At 40.5% G+C, this 25,926-nt stretch carries 19 protein-coding genes and 2 tRNA genes; 6 read left to right on the forward strand and 15 right to left on the reverse strand.

The window, feature by feature from the left end; all coding sequences use genetic code 11:
- Positions 1–108: 108 nt before the first annotated feature.
- Positions 109–657, reverse strand: coding sequence for a cytochrome b (locus tag ORI98_RS01490; protein ID WP_261297605.1), 549 nt, complete (start codon positions 655–657; stop codon positions 109–111).
- Between the two features lie 380 nt (positions 658–1,037).
- On the opposite strand from ORI98_RS01490, the gene ORI98_RS01495 reads away from it, so the two are divergent.
- Both ORI98_RS01495 and ORI98_RS01500 read left to right on the forward strand, forming a co-directional pair.
- A tRNA-Phe gene (locus tag ORI98_RS01495) sits at positions 1,038–1,113 on the forward strand.
- A gap of 7 nt (positions 1,114–1,120) precedes the next feature.
- Positions 1,121–1,196 (forward strand) — tRNA-Thr (locus ORI98_RS01500).
- A gap of 627 nt (positions 1,197–1,823) precedes the next feature.
- Here the strand turns inward: ORI98_RS01500 and nagP are convergent.
- From nagP to ORI98_RS01525, 5 genes are all read right to left on the reverse strand, one after another.
- On the reverse strand, positions 1,824–3,122 hold the full coding sequence (gene nagP, locus ORI98_RS01505) for an N-acetylglucosamine MFS transporter NagP (RefSeq protein WP_261297604.1): 1,299 nt from the start codon (positions 3,120–3,122) through the stop codon (positions 1,824–1,826).
- Positions 3,123–3,284: 162 nt separating this feature from the next.
- Positions 3,285–4,445 carry a transmembrane glucosamine N-acetyltransferase NagX gene (nagX, locus tag ORI98_RS01510; protein WP_306133981.1) on the reverse strand — a complete coding sequence of 387 codons (1,161 nt, stop codon included), beginning with the start codon at positions 4,443–4,445 and terminating at the stop codon, positions 3,285–3,287.
- Positions 4,446–4,499: 54 nt separating this feature from the next.
- Positions 4,500–5,651: an N-acetylglucosamine-6-phosphate deacetylase gene (nagA, locus tag ORI98_RS01515; protein WP_306133982.1), complete on the reverse strand. Its 1,152-nt coding sequence runs from the start codon at positions 5,649–5,651 to the stop codon at positions 4,500–4,502.
- Positions 5,652–5,989: 338 nt separating this feature from the next.
- A complete protein-coding gene (gene nagK, locus ORI98_RS01520) occupies positions 5,990–6,895 on the reverse strand; it encodes an N-acetylglucosamine kinase (RefSeq protein WP_306133983.1) in 906 nt (301 codons plus the stop codon).
- 267 nt (positions 6,896–7,162) lie between these two features.
- A complete protein-coding gene (locus ORI98_RS01525) occupies positions 7,163–9,856 on the reverse strand; it encodes a family 20 glycosylhydrolase (protein WP_306133984.1) in 2,694 nt (897 codons plus the stop codon).
- A gap of 592 nt (positions 9,857–10,448) precedes the next feature.
- Here ORI98_RS01525 and ORI98_RS01530 point away from each other — a divergent pair.
- On the forward strand, positions 10,449–11,351 hold the full coding sequence (locus ORI98_RS01530; protein ID WP_306133985.1) for a sulfite exporter TauE/SafE family protein: 903 nt from the start codon (positions 10,449–10,451) through the stop codon (positions 11,349–11,351).
- Positions 11,352–11,437: 86 nt separating this feature from the next.
- Here ORI98_RS01530 and ORI98_RS01535 read toward each other — a convergent pair whose 3' ends face one another.
- From ORI98_RS01535 to ORI98_RS01545, 3 genes are all read right to left on the reverse strand, one after another.
- The gene (locus ORI98_RS01535) at positions 11,438–12,139 is read right to left on the reverse strand and encodes a SapC family protein (protein ID WP_306133986.1); all 702 of its coding nucleotides are present in this window, start codon (positions 12,137–12,139) and stop codon (positions 11,438–11,440) included.
- A gap of 188 nt (positions 12,140–12,327) precedes the next feature.
- Positions 12,328–13,851 carry a tryptophan halogenase family protein gene (locus ORI98_RS01540; RefSeq protein WP_306133987.1) on the reverse strand — a complete coding sequence of 508 codons (1,524 nt, stop codon included), beginning with the start codon at positions 13,849–13,851 and terminating at the stop codon, positions 12,328–12,330.
- Between the two features lie 77 nt (positions 13,852–13,928).
- Positions 13,929–16,529: a TonB-dependent receptor gene (locus ORI98_RS01545; RefSeq protein ID WP_306133988.1), complete on the reverse strand. Its 2,601-nt coding sequence runs from the start codon at positions 16,527–16,529 to the stop codon at positions 13,929–13,931.
- A gap of 394 nt (positions 16,530–16,923) precedes the next feature.
- On the opposite strand from ORI98_RS01545, the gene ORI98_RS01550 reads away from it, so the two are divergent.
- Entirely contained in the window at positions 16,924–17,943 is a 1,020-nt protein-coding gene (locus tag ORI98_RS01550; protein WP_261297595.1) for a LacI family DNA-binding transcriptional regulator, read from the forward strand.
- A gap of 65 nt (positions 17,944–18,008) precedes the next feature.
- Here the strand turns inward: ORI98_RS01550 and ORI98_RS01555 are convergent, their stop codons facing one another.
- Both ORI98_RS01555 and glnB read right to left on the reverse strand, forming a co-directional pair.
- Entirely contained in the window at positions 18,009–19,295 is a 1,287-nt protein-coding gene (locus tag ORI98_RS01555) for an NAD(P)/FAD-dependent oxidoreductase (protein ID WP_306133989.1), read from the reverse strand.
- Positions 19,296–19,380: 85 nt separating this feature from the next.
- Positions 19,381–19,719: a nitrogen regulatory protein P-II gene (gene glnB / locus ORI98_RS01560; RefSeq protein ID WP_188841253.1), complete on the reverse strand. Its 339-nt coding sequence runs from the start codon at positions 19,717–19,719 to the stop codon at positions 19,381–19,383.
- Between the two features lie 236 nt (positions 19,720–19,955).
- On the opposite strand from glnB, the gene ORI98_RS01565 reads away from it, so the two are divergent.
- A complete protein-coding gene (locus ORI98_RS01565; protein ID WP_306133990.1) occupies positions 19,956–20,480 on the forward strand; it encodes a GspH/FimT family pseudopilin in 525 nt (174 codons plus the stop codon).
- A gap of 121 nt (positions 20,481–20,601) precedes the next feature.
- Positions 20,602–21,099: a GspH/FimT family pseudopilin gene (locus ORI98_RS01570; RefSeq protein WP_306133991.1), complete on the forward strand. Its 498-nt coding sequence runs from the start codon at positions 20,602–20,604 to the stop codon at positions 21,097–21,099.
- Positions 21,100–21,176: 77 nt separating this feature from the next.
- On the opposite strand, the gene ORI98_RS01575 is transcribed toward ORI98_RS01570, so the two are convergent.
- From ORI98_RS01575 to ORI98_RS01590, 4 genes are read right to left on the reverse strand one after another with little or no spacing between them, the layout of a single operon-like run.
- Complete coding sequence (locus ORI98_RS01575; protein WP_306133992.1) at positions 21,177–21,473, reverse strand: TapY2 family type IVa secretion system protein; 297 nt, start codon at positions 21,471–21,473, stop codon at positions 21,177–21,179.
- Positions 21,470–21,859, reverse strand: a complete 390-nt coding sequence (locus ORI98_RS01580; protein ID WP_306133993.1) for a type IV pilin protein — start codon at positions 21,857–21,859, stop codon at positions 21,470–21,472. Before ORI98_RS01580 ends, ORI98_RS01575 begins: the two co-directional genes overlap by 4 nt.
- Positions 21,860–21,861: 2 nt before the next feature.
- On the reverse strand, positions 21,862–25,449 hold the full coding sequence (locus ORI98_RS01585) for a pilus assembly protein (RefSeq protein ID WP_306133994.1): 3,588 nt from the start codon (positions 25,447–25,449) through the stop codon (positions 21,862–21,864).
- Positions 25,446–25,916, reverse strand: a complete 471-nt coding sequence (locus ORI98_RS01590; RefSeq protein ID WP_306134061.1) for a pilus assembly PilX N-terminal domain-containing protein — start codon at positions 25,914–25,916, stop codon at positions 25,446–25,448. Before ORI98_RS01590 ends, ORI98_RS01585 begins: the two co-directional genes overlap by 4 nt.
- Positions 25,917–25,926: the final 10 nt, after the last annotated feature.

Consider the following 25,926-nt stretch of genomic DNA (forward strand, 5'->3'; position numbering starts at 1 on the left):
GGTTAATGACTTTATGTATTGAGATAACTGTTTATGTGTGACTGAGCGTAACCGATATAATCAAGCAGATTAATATTTGCTTGTTAACAGATTAAACGTCTCTGCCAATTAACGCTTAATACGTAACATACGGATTAAGGTTGAATCTTTGTCTATAAAATGATGCTTTAACGCACCTGCGGCATGGATGATCACCAAACCTATCAAACTATATGCTGCATATTGATGAAATAAACCCGCAAGGTCGGCTTGATCATCAAACAATTCACCCACTGCAGGAAATTGAAACCAATTAAATACCCAAATTGCTCGACCATCTGCAGTAGAAATTAAAATGCCAGAAACCATAATGGACAGCATCAAAAGATAAATAATGCGATGAGCCCAATGAGCACTTTGTTGCTCCCACTGCTTGTGCGTTGCAACGGCTGCCGGCTTTATTGCAATAAACCGCCATAACACTCTGAGTATGGTTATAAGCAACAATAGGATCCCGACACTTTTATGAATATCGGGTGCTGTTTTATACCAGCTGCTGTAATAGGTTAAATCAACCATCCAAAAACCAAGCGCAAACAAACCTATAACGGTTACTGCTGATATCCAATGAATGAAAATGGTGATTAACCCATATCCAGCAGGACTATTGTTAAACATGACTACCCCTTTAATTTGACTTTTGATGCATTAACACCATGTGAAACAGTTTACTTACTATTTAGTAAAGATAAATCCGTAAAAATAGCCAATATCTTTCTAAAAAATAGAAGTATTGAGTATTTATACTCTTACTACAGCTTCATACGGGACTTTAAAGACTCCTTTGGTTTAAAAAATACACTTTATTGTTCTAAAAACCATCGACTCAGCTAAAAAAACGTCATCGTGGCTAGAATGTGAGCGAACGAGTAAAAAGTTTTTAAAAACTACTTGCACGATAAAAACCATCCCTATATTATGTGCGCACTCCAGACGAGACAGGCATTACACAGTAAGCCAATTGAATCTGAAGTAGATAACTAACACTTAGTTTAGTTGCCCGAATAGCTCAGTCGGTAGAGCAGAGGATTGAAAATCCTCGTGTCCCTGGTTCGATTCCGGGTTCGGGCACCACAATTTAGCCGGCATAGCTCAGTTGGTAGAGCAACTGACTTGTAATCAGTAGGTCCCGAGTTCGACTCTTGGTGCCGGCACCATAAAAAACAAAAAAGCCACTCAATGAGTGGCTTTTTTGTATCTGCAATTTGTCTATATTTCTAATATTCCCCACATTAAACAGCTCAGTTTTAACCGTTAATAAACTGCTCGAATGGGTTAACTCACCCTTACGATTAAAAGATCACTATCAGCACCAACAACAATAAATCATGCACAAGTTTGAGGATACTCAATAATTTCAGTGGTAATGAAGTTAGCCTCGATTCAGGCTTAGACTCAGGCTTAGGCTTAGGCTTAGGGATAAGCAAACAGTATTTTATTGATATTCAATCTTTTAAAGCAAAACATGAGTGGTGTACTGATAACGAGCAGAATTACCTCATCAAGGTCTTAACTATTGCAAGTAAATTCAACACGGTTAGTGGCGCAAGAAACAGGTTGATATGTATTTAATATCCCACACCGACGTTGAGGTAATGGCTACCACCATTCACAGCCAAATTAACACCTACAAATAAACACCTATGAGGAGCGCTTAACACGATAATCCCTATCCTCCTTGACATTACGCCGTTCAGAACAAAAAAGCCGCTCACAATCAGTGAGCGGCTTTCATAAAGTAATTGATGCTGGTTAAGCTAAAGCACTAAGGCTCAATTTATTGCTTACTTCCAACTTTTCATTTTATGCCCTTTTACGGCATAAAATAATATAAACAGATAACATGGGAACATCACCATATAGCCGCCTTGCATACCAAGCGAGGTGGCTGAACTGGTTAAGCCCCAAAATAGTGGGCCAAACGCCCCGCCAGCAATGCCCATAATCAATAACGCTGAGCCTGTACTGGTTAACTTGCCCATACCAGACAAGGCTAGAGGCCATACAGCAGGCCATACGATAGCATTCGCTAAACCCAAGAAAGCAATCATCAATAGCGTATCAGGTAACTGTGCGCCACCAAATGGAACTAATAATAAGTCAGCGATGACGTATGATTGGCTATCACCAAACACAATACCTGCAGTTAATAATAAGCCTAAAACCGCACTCACCATTAATGCATTTGGTTGTGAGATAAAGCGAGGAATGCAGATAATGCCGAGAGTATAACCAAGCACCATACAAAGCATGGTGTATGATGTCATCACACCATAGTTTTCAACGCCTAAGGTCAGTGCAAAAGTACCAATGGTGTCACCGGCAATCACTTCAACTGCAACGTATACAAATAACGCCACTACGCCTAGTGCAAGATTAGGATGCGATAAAGCTTGTTTAATTTGACCCTTTTCAGAACCCTGCTCTTCTTGCTCTTTTTCTAATTCTGGTAACGGAGACTTTTTAACTGCAAAAGCTAAGATACCGATAAAGATAGCCATACCAAGATATGGATAAATAAGGCTATTGGCCATTTCATCAATTTGAATTTGAGTTAGCTCGGTACCTACGCGGTCTTTGAAGCTATCAAGAATCAATGCCGTAAACACCATTGGCGCGATAACACCTGCACCTTTATTCAAAATTCCCATCACGCTAACACGGGCTGCGGCAGACTCTTCAGGCCCTAAGCGAACCACATATGGATTTACTGCGGTTTGCAGTAGCGTTTGCCCTGTACCCATAACTAGCTGTGCCAATAAAAACAACACAAAGATTTGGGTTTGCGCAGCAGGTATAAATAGCAGGCCTGCGATCATCATGATACCCATGCCTAGCGCCATACCATTTTTATAGCCAACTTTGCGGATAACCCAAGCGGATGGTAACGCGGTAAAGGTTACTGCAATGTAAAATGAAAACAGGATGAGTGAAGCTTGGAAAGGAGTAAGTTGAAGAATTTGTTTAAGATATGGCATCAAAGAGCCATTCAGCCATGTTGCAAAGCCGAGAATAAAAAACAGAACCGCGACAATTGCCATCGGTACTAAGCTACTTTTAGATTGTTCTTTCGTTGCTGTCATTTCCATAAACCTGCTCATTATTTTATTTATAGGGTCTTTGCGGTTTGTTTGGCCATGATGTGAATTGAGTCACATTGACCAACTTATTCGATAGTAGAACAATTCAACCACTAAGACAACGCTGTCATTTACAACTAAAGCATAAAAAACTCTGTCTTTAATTTAAATTCGAATAAATATTTTACGGCGATACATCCATAATAATATTAGCCATTGCACTGTGATAAAACCTATCACACTAACAAGTTGTTGAGCTGAATCAGGAAAAGCTTGGATTACGCCGCCAAACATACTGCGAGTAATATAATGCCAGTCGATTAAACTCGAACCTAAGTAAACGATGATGGCGTTTGTGCCAATGACAACGAATACAAAAGCCCATTTTTGCCATTTAAGCACATCAATCACTGCATAAAATAAGGCTAAAAAGAGTAAACTCCACCCAGACGTGACCAACACAAAGCTACTGCTCCAAAGGTCTTTATTAACAGGGATAATAGGATTTAATAACCAGCCAAGTGCCAATAACACAAGGCCACTCAGCGTCATAATCAATACTTTTGCCCAATCCCCTTTGGGGTGTTGTTTAACAATAAACTGACCGACAAACACACCAATTAATGCATTGACCACTGCAGGAATAGTTGAGAGCACACCTTCAGGATCTAATGGTCTGTTTTGATAGGCTATGCCTGGACGTAATAATCCATCAATGTAAGCATTAATACTGCCATCCATGGTAAATATTCCTGCTTGACCGCCAGGAAACGGCATAAAGCACAGTAACAACGAATAACCGACTAACAAGCCGATGGTTGTTATTATCTGAGTGCGTAATGAAGTGTGCCATACCAAAAATGCTGCAAAGAACCATGCAAATCCAATGCGCGCTAATACACTCGAAAAACGTACTTGTTCAGGATCAACAGGAACGCCCGTCCCCCAACCATGGTTATAAAGCACACCCAAGCCAATCAATAATGCTAAACGCTTAAACGCATGACGATACAAAGGCATTCGCTGTTGCAACGGCAGTTTATCTAATCGTTTAGGAGATAAACCTAATGCGACACCAGAAAGAAATATAAATAGTGGAAAAATAAGATCATACAATGTGAACCCATGCCACTGACTATGAAGCATTTGTCCGGCGGCTATTTGCCAACCAGCCCACCCCGTCAAAGCAAACATAGCTGCAAACAACCCTTCCCCACCAATAATCCAAAACATGTCAAAGCCACGTAAAGCATCGAGTGACATTAATCTTGGCTTACTGGGTTTATCTTGCTTTAACTCTATGTTTGCAGCGGCTTCGGCAGACATTACGGCCCCTATTGTTATTATATTTTGGAACATTTGCTGGCTTAAATTGGCAGCCTATTTTGCAAATACTATTTTGCCACCTATGTAGGTTCTGCTAACTTGATTTGCGCTATTTAACAGTACCAAATCAGCTTTAAATCCTGGTTTCACTACCCCTAAGGATTTTTCTAAACCAAGGAATTGCGCCGGATACATTGATGCCATACGCAGCGCTTCATCATGGGATAGTCCTAACATTGTAACGCTATTATTTACCGCGCCAACCATATCAAGCACACAACCCGCTAACTCACCCGTAGAGGCATTAAGACGATCCCCCTGACGCACAACTTTAATGCCAAATAATTCAAAACTTGCGTCTTCACTCATACCAACGGGAGGCATGGCATCGGTCACTAACATCATTTTCCCGCGCGGTTTAGCATTAATTGCCACTTTTGCGGCTGCGCTGTGAACATGGTGTCCATCAACAATCAAACCACACCATGAATCCTGATGTTCAAGTGCCGCGCCGACCATACCCGGCTCACGAGAGCCTAGAGGTGACATAGCGTTGAATAAATGAGTAAACCCGCTAGCGCCAGCATCTAATGCGGCTACCACAGTGTCATAGTCGGCATTAGAATGGCCAAGGCATACACGCACACCAGCTTTTACTAATGACTTAATCACCTGAGTAGAGACATTTTCTGGCGCTAAAGTGACCACTTTAATCCCCAAATCTTGACGACTGAAGATAGCTAATTCTTCATCACTGATTTTGCGAATAAACTGCTGTGGATGAACACCTTTTTTAGGAACGCTTAAATGCGGGCCTTCAAAATGTACACCTAATACCCCGGCTTTATTATGTTTAATCGCTTCAGCTACAGCGTCTGCAGCCTTAGCCATTACTGAAACATCGTCGGTAATTAACGTAGGTAAAAAACCCGTTGTTCCAAAGCGGGCGTGGGCGCGACCAATGGTTTCAATACATTCAACGCTAGGTAGGTCGTTAAACAATGCGCCACCACCGCCATTAACTTGCACATCGACAAATCCTGGCACAAGTGTTCCAGCAAGATGATTAACAATGTTAGGGTCGGTATCAACTACGTTTGCAGCTGCGGTAACCGCTGTAATCTTGCCAGCTTCAATGGTTACTGCCATGTTTTGATGAAATGCTTCACCATCAAATAGTCGCTCAACAATCAGGATTTGTTTCATAATACTCTCGTTTTAATTCTTAATATTTCTTTGACGTTACAGTGTTTGAGTCAATTTTTTCAAGCCTGTTGGCGGGTCAGGGTTTATGCCTAGGGCGATAGCGACTGCTGCTACATTGATATAAAAGCTTGACTGCTTGGCACAATACTTGTGGAAGAGCTCCAATTACTTCAGCTAACACAAGTATTTAACAGCAGAGCAATTTCATCTGCTGCAATGTGAGCTGCTTATTCCATGATGGTCTTCATTGTCATTGTCACCCTTACTACACTATAAGTATGCAGTGCCTAATAAGTTAATCGAAAAATGGTAAGTTAGAAAACTTACCATTAATGTAATTAGGCGACTGACTCTGCTGAATATTGCTGCTGAGCAAACAAACATGCACCAAACTCTGGTGGCGATAGTGAAGGGGAAACTTTTATAGCAACGTCATCATCTAACCAAGTTAATAATGGCTCAGCTAGACCACCAATCATAGAAAAACGACTAGGGTTAATGGTAAATAATCTTCTTGCCAGCTCACTGATATAAGCAGCACCTTCTTTGACGATAGCAATGGCTACTTCATCGCCTTCGTGCGCAGTAGCTAACACAATGCGAGCAAGTTTTGCATAAACACTCGATGATTTACCTGCAAGGTTTTCGACGATACCAATTGCATCATCAACTTCAAAGTAGGCAAGCAATTTATCGGTTAATGCGGTTTCACAGGCGAAACCGTCAAGTGCTAACAACGCATGTTCAGCGGCTTTAAGCCCTAACCATGCGCCACTGCCTTTATCCCCTAATGCAAAACCATGACCACCTAGACTAATGCTTTGATGGCCAACATGTGCATATCCACATGAACCAGTTCCCGTAATAATGACGGCACCATCTGCACCATTATGCGCCCCAATACAAGCCGTATGCAGATCGGTTGTTAAATACATCGATTTGAAAGGGTGCTGCCAATTTGAAATTTGATCGTAAAAATGACCAACATTGACACCAGCAAGACCCAAACCGGCGACAAGTTGGCTACATGCTTCAGCAGGTAGACCCGCGTCGGCTAAAGCAAGCTGAGTGGATTCAGTAATTGATTGAAAAGTTTGTTCTAAACCATGTAATGGATTTGCTCGGCCTGAAACACCTGTGCCTATTTGCTTATGGTCTTGAGTATAAATGGTTGCACGGCATTTACTGCCACCGCCATCGATGCCAATGTAAAGCTGCGAATTGCTAAGCTGATTCTCACCCATGACTTTCCTCTCGGTATTCAGTTTAAGGTCGCTATTTTTTTGATTGTATTTGCGCCTATGAATAAGTTAAGGCTATGTTACACCCAAAATGACAGCGTTGTCATTTATTTTTTATCCAAAAATAACGCATAAAATTAAAATGAAAACTTAACCATTGAAAAACAACATCCTAGAGGCATATTTACGTTCTAAAAACTTGTCTCAGTAAAACAAAAAAGCCGTCAATAACTAAGTTATTGACGGCTTTTAAGGTGTTCAAGGCAACAACTAGTTTACAACTAGTGTGCGCCCTTTTCGCTTACCATCAGGTGTAATCGCACGGACTTCAACCTGACCTTCAACTGCAACAGGGTTAAGGTAAGTCTGCCACGCTTTACCTTGCTCTTTGTATTCAATTTGCAGTCCAGGGAAAGCAATATTTGCGGTTAACACGCCTTTATCATCAATAATGGCCCCCACTGTCGGCACTCGATATTCAATACCTGCTTTATCAAGTTTAGCTAACTCTTTATGGCCTAAATGGTTAGCCATTTTTTGCCAATCAGTAGCCTGCTGCTGTCTCATTTGAACACTAAAGTGTTGAGTTGATTGGTTATATACCGCGCCATCATATTGATACGGAACTTCCCATTCAGGTTTGTTCCATGCTCTTTCTGCTAGCATTAATAACCTTGGATAAATCATGTATTCAACTGTTTGATCGCTGCGTAATGTTTCGCTCCACAGCTGTCCCTGAATGCCATCAAAGGTTTTACCCGCAACGATTGGCCCACTGGTTTGTTTACCATTTTCATCAACTTGAGGACGATCATCAGCTTCAAATGGATTGCCTTCAATATCTAGCCATTGTTCAGCATTGGCTGGTAAATTACCTGGCATAAAGCTGAATATGTGTTTGCTATTTAACCCCCTTGATGCCCAATAATAACCGTGTTCTTTAGGATCGGCTTCATATGGGAAATCAAAATAAAGCACTTCTGGATTTGACAGAATCGTTGTCCAGCCATTGTTAACTTGCTGATGGGCACGTTGATAGCCTTTATGCGACACCACATCCCACACATTACTTTGCGAGTTTGACGGCATATTGTCTGGATTAGTATGGCTCATACCGTCGCTCCAACCTGCCGGTTGAATGCCTTTTTCAGCTAACATATTAGCTACGCGTTCAATAAAGTAAGGACCAACTAGCTTGATATCTGTTACGCCGTATTGGTTATTAGCAATAAAGTCATGACAAATAGGCGACTCTAACCATGCCCCCGCTGTTTCGTCAGCGCCAATATGGTAAGTCGTTAAAGGCTGTCCGGCTTGAGTGTGCAGGGCTGCAATTTCAGTAATGACTTTATCGACAAAATGATAAGTCGATTCCATACACACGTTAAGCGTGTTGTCGTCATAATACTGAACCGATGAATATTGGGTAGTATCATTAGGGTCAGTAAGTAGGAACTCTTTTGCTGCTTGCTCATCGCCCTTGGCCATAAGATTGCGGTAACGTGCATCCATTGATTTGATTGCAGCACGTGAATGACCAGGCATATCCATTGACGGAATCACCTGAATTTGGCGCGCATCCGCATACTGAATAATGTCAATATAATCAGCTTTGGTATAGTAACCATTCACTTTAGTATCAACAAAAGGGCCACTGCCTAGCTGGGGTAAAATACAGCTTGATTCGGTTATATCATGGCATCGTTTGCTGCCAATATCGGTCAACTCAGGTAAGCCATTTATCTCTAAACGCCAGCCTTCGTCATCACCCATATGTAAATGTAATTTGTTAAGTTTGTAGGCTGCCATTTGATCAAGCAGATCTAACAAAAACTGTTTACTATGGAAATTACGTGACACATCGACATGCATACCACGGTATTGATAACGTGGGCTGTCATCAATTTTCATGGCATTAATGGTTAAATCGTTGACATCAACTAGCGAAGTAATAGAGGCAATTGCGTAGCTAAAACCACTGGGTTCACTTGCCTTTATCACAATGCCCGAATCAGCAACAGTTAACTGATATGATCCCGCTTTTAGGTTATCAACTGGCGATAACGCTGCAAATGAGACTTTCACACCATTTTCGGATTGTGGCACACCGATGCGTTCAAGACGGGCTAAAGCCGCTTGAATGTCATCAGCATTTAACTTTGCATCAGTAAAGCTTTGAGTGTCTAAGGTGATGCCTTGTGATAAAGAAACCGCTTTGACGTTCTCTAACAAAACTTGAGTTTGAGGTGTCGGTAATAAAGAATTTTCGATTAATGCGGGTGCAACTGATACAGCTTTATTTTGTTCAAATAAAACACCCGATTTTGCCCAGACTAATTTATCTTTATCAGTGCGCTGATACTGCCTTTTAGCATCAACAAATGCTTCGACATATGGCCTTACTTCCATGCCCGTGTCAGCATCAATTTCAACGCGCGTGCTACTGATGATCTGTGGTGCTAATTCAATTCCATTAGCATCTTTAGCAACGATATAGTAATTAGGCATAAAGTCGGTTTCAGACAATTGCCATAATTCGCCACGAAAACGCACTGTTTTTACCTGCCCCGCTTTAAAACCACTAAATTTATCCGTTGGCGTTAAACGGTGAAGATCGCCTTTAACACGCTCAATAACAAACTCGTCATTCAGTACCGTTTGAATTGGGCGCATCTGGCTAAAATAGATTTCCCAATCACCATGCAACATATCTTTTGGGCTCGTGAAATCAATCTCAGCAATAAAGCAACGCTCATCCGCTTTAGCATCAGCTGGACATGCTTCTTCAGGTAAATTTGAAACTAAGCGATATTTAACGATAAGTTGATCTGCAAATTCGGCGAGATGACTCTGCTGCCAGCTGGCTGTGGCTGAAGTGGTAGTTGAGACTGTAGATTGTGATGGAGAGCAAGCTGTCAAACTTAATGACATCATTATGGCACTGAGCGCCCAAGTCGTTTTCATAGCGTCCTCGTTATATATCTTGTTTTTATTAGGGCTTATTGAGTGTGGTCTGTTGATATGATAACCAATTAATACTTCATCTAGAGTCCAACCCTTAGAATTTTACATTGTTGGTTTATTCATTACGCCACTTTATAAAATGAGTGCTCGATAAATGTTCAATTTTAAATTTAAGGAAAAAAAAAGCTGGGACATAAATCTGTTAAGACATGTACCCAGCCTATACTCGTTTCTGGGGAGAGACTAAAAGTATATTAAAAAGATAATGTCGCTCGCCCGACCGAGCTAACACTATCAAGCATGAATCAGAGACCTCTTCCTCTTCATGTTGACCTTAAATAACAGCGTTACCCACAAGCAATGACAACGCTGTCATTTATTAAGTTACCTAATTTATTTAATGAGATCTACATCTTTTTGACATAATTTTATTAACGCAAGCTTAATTTTAAACAAAGTTATTAAATATCATTACCTTACAAGTATTATCAACACCCAATAAAAAGTCACAGTGAATTAACATCGTCAATGACAAGTGGTGAATGCACTGATAGGATAAATTCAACTTCACCTTCTGGCTTTTTCAGGTTATATGCAGCTAAAACGTCGTTTACCTAAAATACATCCCATTATTTTTATCACCGCAATAAGCTTGATTGGTTTATGGCTGCAGTGGGCAGTGACGACCCCAAATATAGATCAACTGTTTTTAAGTCATAGCGGCTTTTTGTTTTTAGGTGTCTGCGGAGCCATATTTGCTAACGCGACAGGCGCTGGTGGCGGCGTTATTTTTATCCCGGCGTTTTCTGCTTTAGGTTTTAGTCCTGCAGAAGCGATCACCACCTCATTTCTAATCCAATGCTTTGGTATGACGGCAGGGGCCATGACTTGGTGCCATTATTACCTTAAACAACATCATCAAGATGATTCATGGCAAGGCTTTCCTCTTTTGGTGGCCTGCTGCGCCCTTTTCTCTATTTCAGGCCTATGGATAAGCCAATACGCAGCACTTAGCGCGCCAGTGTCTTTACATGTCAGTTTTAGTGTATTTTCTATCGCCCTAGGCGCAATTATTATTGTAAATAGCCTTAAAAACATCAGTTCGCATTCTTTGACCACATTTAAAACTTCACCTGTAAATGATTGTATTATGCTTAGTGGGCTCAGTTTTTTGGGCGGAATAATTACAGCCTGGTTGTCGGTAGGCGTTGGCGAGATAATCGTTATCTATCTTATGCTAAGAGGATATTGCACCAAACTGGCCATTGCTACAGGCGTGGTCGTTAGCGCAATGACTGTGTGGTCTGCGACACCGATTACGCTAAGTGCTGATTCTGTTGCTAACTTTGAAGTATTACTTTTTGCGGGCCCTGGAGCATTATTAGGCGGATTAATTGCCAAACGGATTGCATTATTTTTTTCGGTGATCAAGCTAAAAATATTTTTTGCACTTTGGATTATGCTTACAGGCCTAGTCATGATAGCGGTGGCTTAGCACTGTCGTTATCAATGAGAACAAAATATACAGGCATAAAAATGGCGCATTAATCGCGCCATTTTTATCACTTGGGTATAAAACGATTAACGTCCTAATACTTCCATACGTGCTAAACGATTAACTTGGTTGATTGAGCTTAAGTGACCATATATAGGACCAAGTAAACCACGCTTTTTCAACTCTAAGAAGTCCTCATCAGACAATGAATTCAACTTTTGCTCATCAATTAGGTATAGACCATTGATATTGCGCTTCTCACCAGCAACATCAACGGTTAATGTTTGACTAATCAATAACTCTTTTTCAGCTAAAAATCCAAGAATACCGCGAGTTGCTTGATCTTGTTCGAAATGAGCGATCAGGGCTTTTTTACGAGCTTCTAAAAAGGGGGTTTCTTGCTCGCCATTAAATAACGCTTGGCCTTCAGTCTTACTGACTTCTTTAGCCTCTTCACGTATCCCAATCCACACTTTATCTTTTACTTCAGGATTTAACACTAATCCTAATGGGTAATCTCGGATCACGGCTGGGATGTATAAACCTAACCACTTACCATCTTTAACACTTAAATTTTGTCCAGGCTTTAAACCTAACATAGCCACTGATTGAAACTCACCAGTCTCACTGTTTTTTACGAATACAATTGGGTATTCAGTCGCAGCACGAGCAATTTCATGCAGAGTTACAGGCACAATGTGCTGTTCTGCAACATGGTTAAAATCACTTGCAGTGATTTTAAGTTCACCATGCTTTGCTTGTTCTAGTAGAGTAATTGGGTTAGACATCTTGGCTCCTTGAGGCGCTTCTCATTCAATGTGAACACTGTAATAACGGCGCTTGGCAAACGTTATGTGTGTTTAAAATAAAATTAGTACTTGAAACTACCAAGTTATCCAGCTTTTTCAAGTGGCAACGTGGCTTATTCAAGATACTGAACATCAATAGCTTAAATAACCATCAAAAATGGTTGAAATCATACTTTTTGTAAACCGAACTGATGGATTTTTTGTAGCAAGTCTCTATGGGAAGGCAGCTGCTGACATAATAAATTTGCACGCTGCTGTATCCTATCTGCATGCTTTTTGCCTTCTGTTAGCGATAGTTCGCCAATTTGAGGCGTTTTAGTCGCATACTTCATGCCGTAAAGCACATAGAGATAATTCTCAACATTAAACACTTCAAATTTTGAAAATAAATCTTCACTCATTGGGACATATTCGTTCCACAAGGCAAGTTTGTTTTGCAATCCCTCTGGAATGGTTTGTGGATCTCTATTTTCAATCCAAAAGTCTGAATCAGTGCGATCCGAAAGACAATAATGCATCTTAGCAAACTCCACAACCCGCTCCCACGCATAGGTCATGGTTTGATTAAATCGTTCTGATAATGCAGCCATTTGTTCTGTGCTCGTCGGAAAGCGATTAGCTAAATACCCGGCAGCAAAATCAGTTAGCATGATAGATGTGGCTTCAATCGGCTCTAAAAAGCCTTGAGCCAAACCTAAAGCGACACAATTTTTAGCCCAAAATTGTTTTCGATAGCCTACATTCATCGGGATCGTGCGATAGGAGTATTGATCTAAGCGTCCTTGTAAATATCGATTGAGTTTTTGCTGCGCTTGCTCATCTTCAAGATGGGCATTTGAATACACCAACCCAACACCTCGACGGGAGGATAAGGCTATATCCCAAATCCAACCGGCCTGATGGGCCGTTGCTTTTGTGTACGGCGGAATAATGGCATCTGATTCGGTTGGCACTTGAACAACAACGGCTTTATTAACAAATAACTGCTGAGATTTATCGACGAAAGGCACCTTTAATGCTTTAGCTAGCAAAATAGACTCAAACCCACTGCAGTCGATATAAAAATCAAACTTTTGCTCACCACAGGTATCCAGTATCAAAGCATCTATACTGCCATCGAGGTGCAACTTAGTGTCAACCACATTGGCTTTAATATGCGTTACACCAAATTTTTGTTGCGCATTATCGGCCAATAATAATGCAAATTTTGCTGCATTTAAATGGTAAGCATACCCCTGAATAGCTTGATATTCTGGCGTTGTAATCAGCTTAGGCGCAAGGTTAGCCTCACAAACAGCATGCTGACTTGACACCAGTTTGCTGTACTCTTGCATTGGTGTTTGAAGCCATAGTGCTGATAAATCATCCCCCATTGGACTTGGTGGGTCAAACAGATGATGATAAAAATTAGTGGGTCCATGTAACCGCTTATCAAGCCAATTTTGAAACTTAATTGATTGCTTGAATGTCACATCACAGCGCTTGATGAACTCTGTTTCACTAATACCAAAACTTTGTAATGTCTTGCGAATAGTCGGTATAGTGCCCTCCCCCACACCAATGGTCGGAATGTCAGGTGACTCTACTAAGGTAATTGACACATTCTTGCTAAGTAACGCTTTTCCAAGATGGTTAGCGGCTAACCAACCCGCCGTACCACCGCCAATGACAGCAACTTTTTGAATATTCATACGACGACCTTTGAATATAATAAAAAGCCCAGCATAGGCTGGGCTTTAAGGCATATCAATTAAAAAATTGATTCAAATTAGAAGCGTAGGTTTAAACCAAGCTTGTAACGCGCTTCACCTTCAAAGCTCCATGCTGGGTAACCATTTTTAAGTTCAGGCTTAACGTCGGCGCCATCAGGTGCAACACCTAACTGTACGCTGTCTTCTTCAAGTAAGTTAACCACTTCAAACGACACACCTAAATAATCAGTGATCTGGTAGTTAGCACTTAAATCAACAGTACCAAATGGTTGATGCTCACGGTTACCATAGAAACCTGGTAATTCGCGGATCATATATTCACTACGCCAGTTGTATGCAACACGGGCAGAGAAATCATCCATTTCATAGAAACCCACTAAGTTAACAGTGTGCTTAGATGAATCAGAGAACACGCTCACTTGGTCTGGATAGTTTTCAGCATCAGCATTTGAATCAGCAAAAGTATAGTTAGCTGAATAGCCTAGGCCGTTATCAAATGCATCTTGTAATTGAAGTTCGATACCTTGGATTTGACCACCAGTACCATTTTTCTTCGTTGAAACAGTCCACTCATCTTTACCTGAGTTAGGATCGATGATACCAATGCTTTGACCTAAAATCTGTGCAGAGGTAATAAATGAGCTGATATCTTTAATAAAGTAAGAGGCACCAAATAACCCGTCTGGACTGAAGTACCATTCAACACCTAAATCAGCTTGAGTTGCTTTAAACGGCTCTAAACCTACATTACCAGTATTTAATACTTCATTGCCTGCTGTGCCGTCATTGTAACCAGCTAAAGACGAAGCTGAGAACATATCACCGTAGGTAGCACGAGAGATAACTTGTGAAGCAGAAGTACGAATAATTACGTCAGATGCAACATCAAATGCGATGTTAATGCTTGGTAATACATCGTTGTAGCTTGCTTTATTAGTGCTTAACTCATCAGCATAAGTGCCGTCTGCTTGAAGCTTATAATAATCTGATTCAGCGTCTGTAGAAATATAACGTAAACCAAAGTTACCACGCATACCTTCAGCATCGAAGTTAGCCATTGCATATACTGACAGGTTTTTCTCGTTAATTGTGCCGTAACCTGACTTATATTGAGTACCGTCAGTTGAGAAGCCGTCAATTGCTGCCCACGCATCAGCTAGCATTGCATCCATATTAGGCTTAGGCAATGTGAAACCAGCACCTGATGAAACTTGACCGTTGTAATACGCTGAAGCATCTTTTTCAGTAATAGAAGCTTTAACATTTGCAGGTAAAGTCAACTGAGTAACATCATGGTCTGCATAACGTAAACCGGTTTTGAATGAAGTAATTACACCTAAATCAACAGGAATAGTGAAATCAAACTGCGCATAAGTTTCTTCATCAGAGTTTGGTTGGCTTTTCAGTGCCCAACCTGCTGGCGATAATTGACCACCGAAATCTTCAGCTGTGAAGTTTTTGTTAGCGATATTAATGTCAATTACTTCGCCTCTGGCATCATATGTACCAGCGTAATCAGCAGCAGTACCTAACCAGAAACCGTAGTTAGACGTTAAATCAGTACCACCTTCAGATTTAGTATTACCTACACGGCCTTCTACTTTAAAGTTTTCGGCTTCATAGTCGAAGTTTAAGTCATAGGTATTTGAATCCATGCTTGCTTGACGGGCCCATGTTTGTGCCCAACCTGGATTAGCACCTTTACCATCACGACGGTAGAAAGTACAAGTACCAGAAGCGTTACGCTCTTCACATGCAGCATCTTTATCATCAGGGAACATTACAAATAAAGACGTGTTAGCGTTGTTCGCTTTCATGTCTAGGCTCATGATGTTTAAACCGAAGTTTAAGTTATCCATTGGGCTGTATTGGAATGCACCATTAATCGCAGTACGCTTACGCTCTTGTTCGAATGTAGTCGGAACAATTTCGCCCCAACCTAATAAAGATTCGATACCGTTACGTTGATAATTTGTTTCTGAACCCGCAGCAGAGATTAGGAAACCGAAGTTTTCGTCATCATTTTTCCAGCTGTAAAGGCCAGATAATTCAGGATCTGTTTCTTCTGAAATTGTACCGTAGTCACCTTTAGCGCTTAAAAATAATGAACTAGCGTCTAAGTCTAATGGCTTACGAGTTTTAACAATTACAGTACCACCGACCCCACCTTCCGGTAAGTCAGCTTGAGATGATTTGTAAATTTCAATACCACCGACCATTTCTGGTGGCAATAAAGAATAGTTGAAGCTACGGTCAATACCCTGTTGGTCGTACCAACCTGTAGAAGCTACAGAGTGACCGTTCAACAAAGTACGAGTTAAACTGCTTGATGCACCACGAATCGATACACCTTGGCCTTGGCCAAATTGACGATTAACAGCTACACCAGGAATACGTGCTAAAGATTCACCAACATCACCGTCAGGGAACTTACCAATGTCTTCTGCAGTCACTGCATCAACAACGGCATTTGAAAAACGCTTCTCGTTTACAGAAGCTTTTAAAGATGCACGCATACCGCGCACTTCAATTTTTTCAATATTTTCATCAGCAGCAGTGGCTTCATCTGCGGCATAAGCGCCAACAGATACAACACTGCCAAGTAGGATTGCGATGTTAGTCGCTAGTACATTTTTCTTAAAGGTTGATGGTCGCATCTTTGTTCCCCTTCCATAACTTATTATCGTTTTTGAGTTCATAACCATTCCGACGGAATGACAACGCTGTCATGTCTAGAGCAAACATTACACAAAAATTAACAGCCACGCCACAACAAAATAACTATTCGCTGTTTTTTTTTACTACTTTATTATGCAATTTATCATTATAAATGATGATAAAACTTTATAAAACATGGATGTAAATAATGTAAACACGATGTAAACACTGCTATTATCGCCTCAAAAAGCAAGCTGATCCTACCTGTTAAAAAATTGATGATTGCCTATTTTTTTAAAAACTCGCACTATTACCCGATAAATAACCCATGAAAGCGATCGATTACGGGGGATCAATTAAGTGGGTTTCGCCTGAAGAAGAGCTAACTCTTACATGAAAGTAACCATAAATGACGTTGCCAAATATGCCGGCGTGTCGATAAAAACAGTATCTAGGGTCACCAATAAAGAACCCTCAGTGAAACAAGCAACAATTGATAAAGTGAATCAAGCCATAGCAGCGCTGAATTACCAGCCCAACCTTGCAGCACGAAACCTTGCCAGCACTAGCTCTTATGTTATTGGTTTTATTTACGATAACCCAAATGCTTATTATGTGATTGATATGCAAAATGGCATTTTATCGGCGTGTAATGATCGAGGGTTTGAGCTATTGATTCATCCTTGCAATGCGAAATCTGAATCCATCTGCGATGAGCTTACTTCTATGGTGAAGCATTCAAGACTTGCTGGGTTAGTGCTGACGCCACCTATGTCTGAAGACCCAAATATATTGGCGGCCTTAGATAAGATAAACGCCAATTACGTTAGGATCATCGCCGGTGAAAACACTGACGAACATAAAGGGCTAACGGTATTAGTAAACGATAAGCATGGTGCAGTTGAAATCACTCAGCACTTAATCAGTCTTGGCCACCAGCATATCGGTTTTTTAAGTGGTGACCATCAACATGAATCGACAAAAGAGCGTTTACTTGGATTTAGAAAGGCTATTGAAAGTAACCAGTTAACAGTTAATGAAAACTGGGTTCTCGATGGCAAATATTCCTTTGAATCGGGTGTAGAAGGTGCAAATAAGCTGATCGCGATGAAAAACCGCCCCTCGGCCATTGTGGCTTGTAACGATGAAATTGCAGCGGGAGCATTGTTTGCAGCCCGTTTAGCGGGGCTTGATATTCCGAAAGATTTATCGATTGTGGGATTCGAAGATAGCCCATTCTCGCGCCAAACATGGCCAAAATTAACCACAGTTCACCAACCCAATGTTGAAATTGCACAGATAGCAACGCAACTGTTGATCAATAAACATAAAGATCAAGGTGGTGAAAAATTCAAAATCTTTACACCTAATCCGGTTATACGTGATTCATCTGCATCACCTCATATCAATTAATACTCTGTACTTCATAAAAAACGTCTCCATATAGAGACGTTTTTTCTTTTCAGTATTTGCCATTATTAATGCAATTTCAGTTTTGGTCTTTTCCAGCGAAGCAATTTTTGTGCAAGACGGTAAACGAACGCAGACATCCAACCATAAAGACTAATAAGGTGACGTTGATACAAAGAAATATACATAATACGAGCAAGATGGCCTTCAACAAAAAAGGTTCCAGTACGTAAGTTCCCCATTAGATTCCCTACTGCAGAAAAACGGCTTAAAGAAACTAATGAACCATAATCTTTATAAATAAAAGGTTTTTCAGGTTGATGCTTCATTTTTAAACATATGTTTTTAAATAATGTTTCAGCCATCTGCGCAGCTGCTTGCGCTCTTGGCGGCACAGGCTTGCCATTATCTTGGATCAGTTGAGCACAATCACCAAGCGCATAAATATTGTCGATGCCCTTCACTTGCATATATTGATCAACATCAATTTGATTACGAGGCGTGATAGGTAATGCAGAAAAACGCTCTAACACCTTAGGGCCTTTCACTCCGGCAGCCCAAACTTTAATATTAGCATTAATCGTTTCACCGCTAGAGGTTATAAACCCCTGTTTTGTAACTTCTTTTACTTGAACGGCTAAATGTAATTTAATGCCTAATTTTGATAACACTGCCTGTGCGCGTAAACTCACCTGTTCAGGTAACTGAGGTAATACTTTTTCTGCGGCTTCGATAAGGTGTATTTCTAAATGTTGTTTTGAAATATTACTATAGCCATATTCAGCAACCGACTCGATTACATGATGCAACTCAGCAGCCAGCTCAACGCCGGTTGCGCCAGCACCGACAATGCCAATACTCAATTTGTCTTGTGTTTCATTTAATTGCAACAAGGCATCTAACAGTTTGTCATGAAAACGGTTAGCGCTATTCAAACTGTCTAAAAAGATGCAATTCTGTTCTGCCCCTAAGGTGTTAAAACTATTAGAAACGCCACCCAAAGCAAGCACTAAATAATCATATTCTATTTTTCTTTGTGGAATGATGACTTCATTTTCATCGTTGATAACAGCAGCGAGTTGAATAGACTTAGTTTGTGGATCACATTGCTCAATACAGCCGCGCACATATTGATAGCCATTTTTTAAACCATGATCTCGATATTGTAAACCTTCAATCGACTGATCAATGACGCCGACAGCCACTTCATGGAGTTTAGGTTTCCAAATATGAATGGTGTTTTTATCAATTAAACAAACATCCATTTGTTTACTGAGTCCAAACTTGCGACCAAGTCGAGACGCTAACGCTAAACCTGCAGCGCCACCACCAACAATGACAATCTTTTGAGCCATGACAACAATCCTATGAATTACACAACTTAAACAGACAACGTTTTAACAAAATTAAGCCAATAAAAAAGGCCACAAAGGCCTTAGGTTATACCGCTTCTTCGTTTTCTTCACCGGTACGTATCCGTATTACGCGCTCGACTTCAGTCACAAATATTTTGCCGTCACCTATTTTTCCTGTTCGTGCGGTATCGACAATAACATCGATAGCTTGCTCTAAAAGATCATCTTGGATCACTAACTCAATTTTCACTTTAGGTAGAAAATCAACCATATATTCAGCACCGCGATAAAGTTCTGTATGACCTTTTTGGCGGCCAAATCCCTTTACTTCAGATACTGTCATGCCAGTAATACCAATCTCTGCGAGTGATTCACGCACATCATCTAACTTAAATGGCTTAATAATGGCTTCTACTTTTTTCATTTAATCACTCCTAAAAGGGCTAAACAGGCGAATTAACTTGCCTAAGATGATGTAACTTTTAAAGTTTATCGTAACAAAATGCAACTGTTCAACATCTTACTTGAAAGCAACTTATTTTTCTGCAGCATTTTGAACTTATTTTAAAACCGTATTTTCAGTTAAAAACCTAATCATCGACTATAATTTAACCAACTACTGCGGGATGCGGCTTTATTGTTATCAAGGATGAATCAACTATGTACTTACCTCGCCATAATACTGGGTTTAATTTGGTTGAACTAATGACCACCATAACCATTACTAGCTTACTATCTGTCATTGCGTTCCCATCTTTTAATGCTATTCAGCTGCAATCAAGAGTAGATAGCAATATAAGAACCATTCAACACTCGATGCAATTCGCCAGAAACATGGCCATCAGCTATGGCACAAGAGTGACTGTCTGTCCTCTAGAGCAAGGCAAGTGCAGTAACAACTGGCAGGCTGGTTTTTCAATTTTCAGTGATAATGGTGTAATGAATCAATTAGATAGCAAGGATAAAATATTAAAAAAAATAAATGCCTTCCACGTAAACGATATCGTTCAATATAATCGAAAAGCTGTACGTTTCCAGCCAGACGGCTTAGCCTCCGGAACCAACGGCACACTCACTTATTGCCCAGAAACGTTTGATAGCCCTTATTCTAGAGCAGTAATCATCAATCAAGCTGGTAGAGCAAGGTTTTCAACCAATAAAGATATCAAATGCTCAGATAATTAACGCAAACTGCATCAGACATTCTTACTATCTGTTATAAAATTGTTTAATGATTAAGTTTTAGATACTGAAATTTAAACCATTCTCACATATACTCATTTAAGCAGTTATGGGGATAGTAATCATGTTCAAAATTCGAAACGGCTTTACCTTGGTTGAACTTATGGTAACAATTGCAGTTGCAGCAATTTTGCTCACTATAGGTGTTCCTTCATTAACATCTATTTATGAAGGTGTTAGAGTAAATAATAATGTCGAAAAAATTCATAATATAATGGCTTTTGCACGCAACCAAGCCATTAGTTATGGCGCTACGGTTAATGTCTGCCCGTTTGCTAGTGCAACGTCTTGTGGAGCGACTACAGATTGGAGTAATGGTATTCGCGTTTATCTTAATAATGCAGATGGTGAACATGAGTTAAGGGTAATTGATAGCTTTAATAGCCAAGATAAAGTCAAAGGTGCTGCATCTGTGCTTTCATTTACCGCTGAAGGTATGGTGAGTGCTGGTAGCGGCAACATAATATATTGCCCAGGCGCTAAAGATGCTGACTCTAAAAGCGTCAATGTCAGTACCAGCGGTTTAATCTCTTATGACGTTGATGGCCTATCATGTTTGTAAATTTAATCAGCCCTTTATATATTTATAGCCGCCCATAAAAAAACCTAGACACACTCTAGGTTTTTTATGCGAATAAATTATCTTAATGTTTGCTTATCTTGCTCTTTGGCCTTTTCACTAGTAAATTCTTCACTTAACAGCACACATTCTTCAACTTCTTTAATAAAATATTTTTTGCCTTTATTATCAGTTAACTGCTTACCTACTATGCTAGCAGCTCTCAATTGAGCTTCTTTCTCTTGCCAGCGATAAAACAAAACTTGTGAACCTTTTGTACTATTCACATAGCACTTATAGTCCTGCTTGGCGGCAATCACGGGCAAAGCCAAACTACATAAAATAAAGCAAGTTAGAACACTAATATATTTAATCATTTCCAACACTCCGTAGAGGGGCCTTTAACTCCAACTGATGTCATGGTAATTGTTGCACAGGTGCTATCGCGGCTAGCCTGACTTCCTTTGGCTGTTGCAGTTATTGTAAAATCACTGGTGCCTGCAGAAGCAACACTGTAATGACCATGTTCTGTAACAAAGGGACTTGCAAGACCAAGCTTAGACATATCAGTAGCATAAACACGATTATCTAAATAATACTGCTCTTGCAAATTTGCCACTTTCATCACAGCAGCAACACCCTCAGAGCGCCCACTTTTAGTGATATAGTCGATATAAGATGGGTAGGCTATCGAAGCTAAAATACCAATCACAGCCACCGTTATCATCAACTCAATTAGAGTAAAGCCTTTAGTTTTATGCATTATTAATTATTCTCAGCTTGATGGTAATAAAGTTTATTGGTATTTAAACAGGCATCAAGGTTAATGGTTCCTGTACAATTAAATCCATTCTCATCACAAATACCTTTACCAATGATCAACTTAATTTGGCTTTCACAATCAGGCTCCGGCTCCGGAGGATTTGTACAACCCTCCCCTTCACAAGGTGGCGGACAATCCTCCCCCTCGCAAGGAATTGGCTTATCAGCTGGCGGAGTGATAATTTTTGGAGGTTGTGGAATACAATTATCACATACGTCAATAACATACTTTTCAGCATAACGGGCCCCTTTATGTAGATCTAATGTATAAAGTCTACCAACAGAAGAAACGGTACATACATCTTGATCTGCCGCTGGTTGTGTCGGAATAAAGGACGTAAAATAAACCTTTCCTTTAATGATGATTGAAGGCGATAAACTTTTTTCCCCAGCAACAGGAAAGTCATAATACCAACCTTTCTTAGTACCAAATTCGATATTTTCAGCCTCTGTGGTCGGTGACGCAGATGTTACATTGTAAAGATTCGAAAAAGTAATCGCTTCTGGAACGGGTGAACCACCAGAACCAAACTGTTGAGTAATAACATTCCTATCTTGTAAGACATAAAACATATCATTAGTTGTTCGATTTAATGGTTCTGCCCTATTACCTGTGCCTAAAGTTACAGCATCATAAGGAACATTTTGATAGGAGACTGTTGATGTCGTACCTGACGCATCGGTAACAGTGACTTTAGTCGTGTTGGTAAAGTAGGTTTGGGCAACAATTGGCTCATAAAAGAATCGACGATCGTTACTTAATGTACCGCCCAAATCAGCGAACTTAAACCCACTCCAAGTACTCTTATCATCAGATGGCATGTCCATGCGCCAAACTTTACCGCCCAAATCCGATGCATACAATCTATCTGTATAGCCATCACTATTGCTATCAAGAGTTGCAATAGCTCCAACGATCGAATCTTCGATACCACTTAATATAGTACTACCACTCGCTCCAAATTTATGTACCAACGACCCAGTCTCTGCGTCCACAATAAAAACAGCACGTCCGTCGGAATTTTTGCCCGTACCGGAGTCATAGCCATGATTATATCCCCCACCGAAAATCACTACAGGTTTATCAGAACCAAGGACTCTAGTCACAACCGGGGTTGACCAAGTTTGTCCTAAATCGGTGAATCCATCGGTACTATTAGACACTTTCCACAATAATTTGGGTTTGGCAGAAGGATCTGTCACATCAAACGCAAAATATGTTTCGCCCCCTCTTCGCATACCAATAAATAACCATGCTTTAGTTATTGCACCACTAGAGTTTCTCTCTAAATACGCGACAGGTGATCCATCCATTCCATATACACTATGGCCTATAGCATAATTATTTCCTCTAAGAGTCGTCACATTGGGAAGCAATTGATAAGGCATAAATGCCCAACTCTCAGAAACTGATGAACCTGTATCTTTAAAAGCATGAAGCATCCCATGATTTGTTCCGAAGAATATAACCACATTGGAACCATCGCCGCCATAATCTATCGCAAGCGGTTGTGAATGTAAGGGATCGCCTACTATGTCGCCTCGTATTCCAGAAAAGTCTTCAGATGTAAACTCTCCATCATCGGCTTTATCAACATTATTCCCCTTAATCCATTCAAACGCTTTAGTTAAATCTGCACTAACATCTGTGAGAGGAAGCGACATGTATGTGGCCAAAGAGATTGAACCGCCTGCATATAATGCCGCATTAGATAAAGATAGAGTTGTAACAGCCCCTCCAGCACCAATATCACTGTATAATATGCGTTTGTCAGGGGAAATGGTTCTAGCTGCCCCTCCAAGAATCACATCATTACCATCTGGTGTTCCTGCACAATCACTCCAAAAACTACAAGCAGTTTCGGAAATACCTCCTGAGCTATCAATAGCAGGTTTCCCAGTAGCATCCACAAGAGTTCCAGTTGAATTTACTTTTAGCTTTTTGAGGTTACCGGCCCATTTTGGACTTTGAGAAGGGCGAAAGAGTGCGTAATATGCAGAATCTAATGTTCTTGTAGGATCTGCATTACTAAAAGCGACTCCGGGAGCAGAAAAACGCTGTCCGGTCTTGGTTATTTCATCAACTATATTACTAATTTTTTCTTGTAACTGAGCGGTATCATTAGCGGCAAAGTACTTACCTCCACCGCGTCTAGCTGTTTCGATCAATAATGGCTCTGCTTCAGACCCCTCAGCTAAACTAAAACCTATTGAGTGAGTAATCACTCTTTGAAAGTTATCTGTATTAGGCAGAATATCGTTGTTATACATATATCCAGCTAAGGCAGGTAAATAGCTAGACCTATTCCGAACGGTGTCATACTCATATGGAGCGTCATTTAATGCTTTTATAAAATTATTCGCACTGGTATCAACCGTTGGCGCACCATCGGTGATATAAATCACGTACGCAATTTTTGAGCACTCAGTTAATGGTGATTTATAACTACCATCCGCTTCAATGCTTGAATCATAGGGCGGCCTGTTAGCTCGGTACCAATTTGAATAGTTACTATCAGAATGACCAAAGGTAATTTTCCCTCCGCTAAAATACTTATATGCCTCGAATAAGGTTTCGCACAAAGGGGTATTGGTTTCAGCAGGTATATTCTCAACAGTACCAATTAATAAATCTTTTTCAGCGCTTGTTCTTTGCTTAATGCCCGCGACAATACGTCCGCCATCTCTATCACCTTCATCAGGATAGTTTAAATTGAAAAGAGCCAAACCAAAATCGACCGAGGGAATAGAACTAATCACACCTGTAATTGCACTTTGCGCCATTTCTAGTCGAGTTGGTGGGGTTTCATCTGGGGGCAATAAGCCACCTTTATACAGAGTGTACCAACGTAGATAATTGTCGGTATAAAGAGTTACTAACTCGCCAGTGCCAAAGCCAATAGCTTTAGCGGTATCTTGAGCATCAGAATCTACAGCGCCATAGGGGGTATAAGTATTGCCAGATTTAACACTATCTTGGGGATAACCAGGCTCATACCCTGTTAAAGTTTTATTATTATCAGCTGTGCCTTCTTCGATATCTTCACCACAATCAACCGGATTGTTCTTTTCCGCACCGCTATTTTCTTTAATCTGCTGCCATGTACCTTTACCATTTCCGGTAAATTTAAACTCTCGAATATAGCCAGTAAAACGACCATATTTATCTAATGCTATTTTTGACGCAGCACAACCATTAATTAACTCATTAAATCGGCGAGACTCGGATGGACTATCAGGTACAGGTAATGACGACTCGTCCATCCCCGTGCCAACAGTAAAATAGATCATTCTACCTTGATACGAATTGGAACTCCCAACGGCAGGGTAAGTTATAGTTGGGTCATAACCCTTTTGCGCCCCCTCAACCTCAGCATCCATACTGCCAGAGTTATCAAATATGATTAAAACCTTACTACGGTTTTGAGTTAACTCTGGATTTAAATACAAATCAGTGTCGTCAGCCAGTAATTGCGCTGGCATTGTTAATGCGGCAACAAGGCTTGCACATAATATTTGACTAAGCTTCATATTCCACTCCCGCTGAGCACTTCCTGCTCAATACCTGTAACGACTATCAACTGACCTAAATTATCTCGGCCAAAACTAACCTGGCTAGATATTTCAATACGTCGACATTTAAATACATCTGTTCCACTAGCAGGCCCTACGCGATGACAAGACACATTTTTAGGCTCCACCTTAAGTCCACCAGCCCCATCATCAACCAAAGGAAGCGGAGTTAATACTTGTGTCCCACCAGAATAGTTATTGGCATTATCAACATTAGACATAGTTGCTAAAAATGCTGGAGCCTTATCTAATAAAACGGCTGCGATGCCACCATCAGCCAACGCCTTTGCTTCAATACGTTCAGCTCCGGCCCCAGCCATTCTTAATGATTGAGTAGAGTTTATGGCTAAAGCAACACCTATAACTGTCATAATGATGAGAACAATTAATGAAAAAAACAGAACCACACCTTCTTGCTTTTTGATTTGTACCATT

Source organism: Shewanella sp. ULN5 (assembly GCF_030731885.1).
Lineage (GTDB): Bacteria > Pseudomonadota > Gammaproteobacteria > Enterobacterales > Shewanellaceae > Shewanella > Shewanella holmiensis.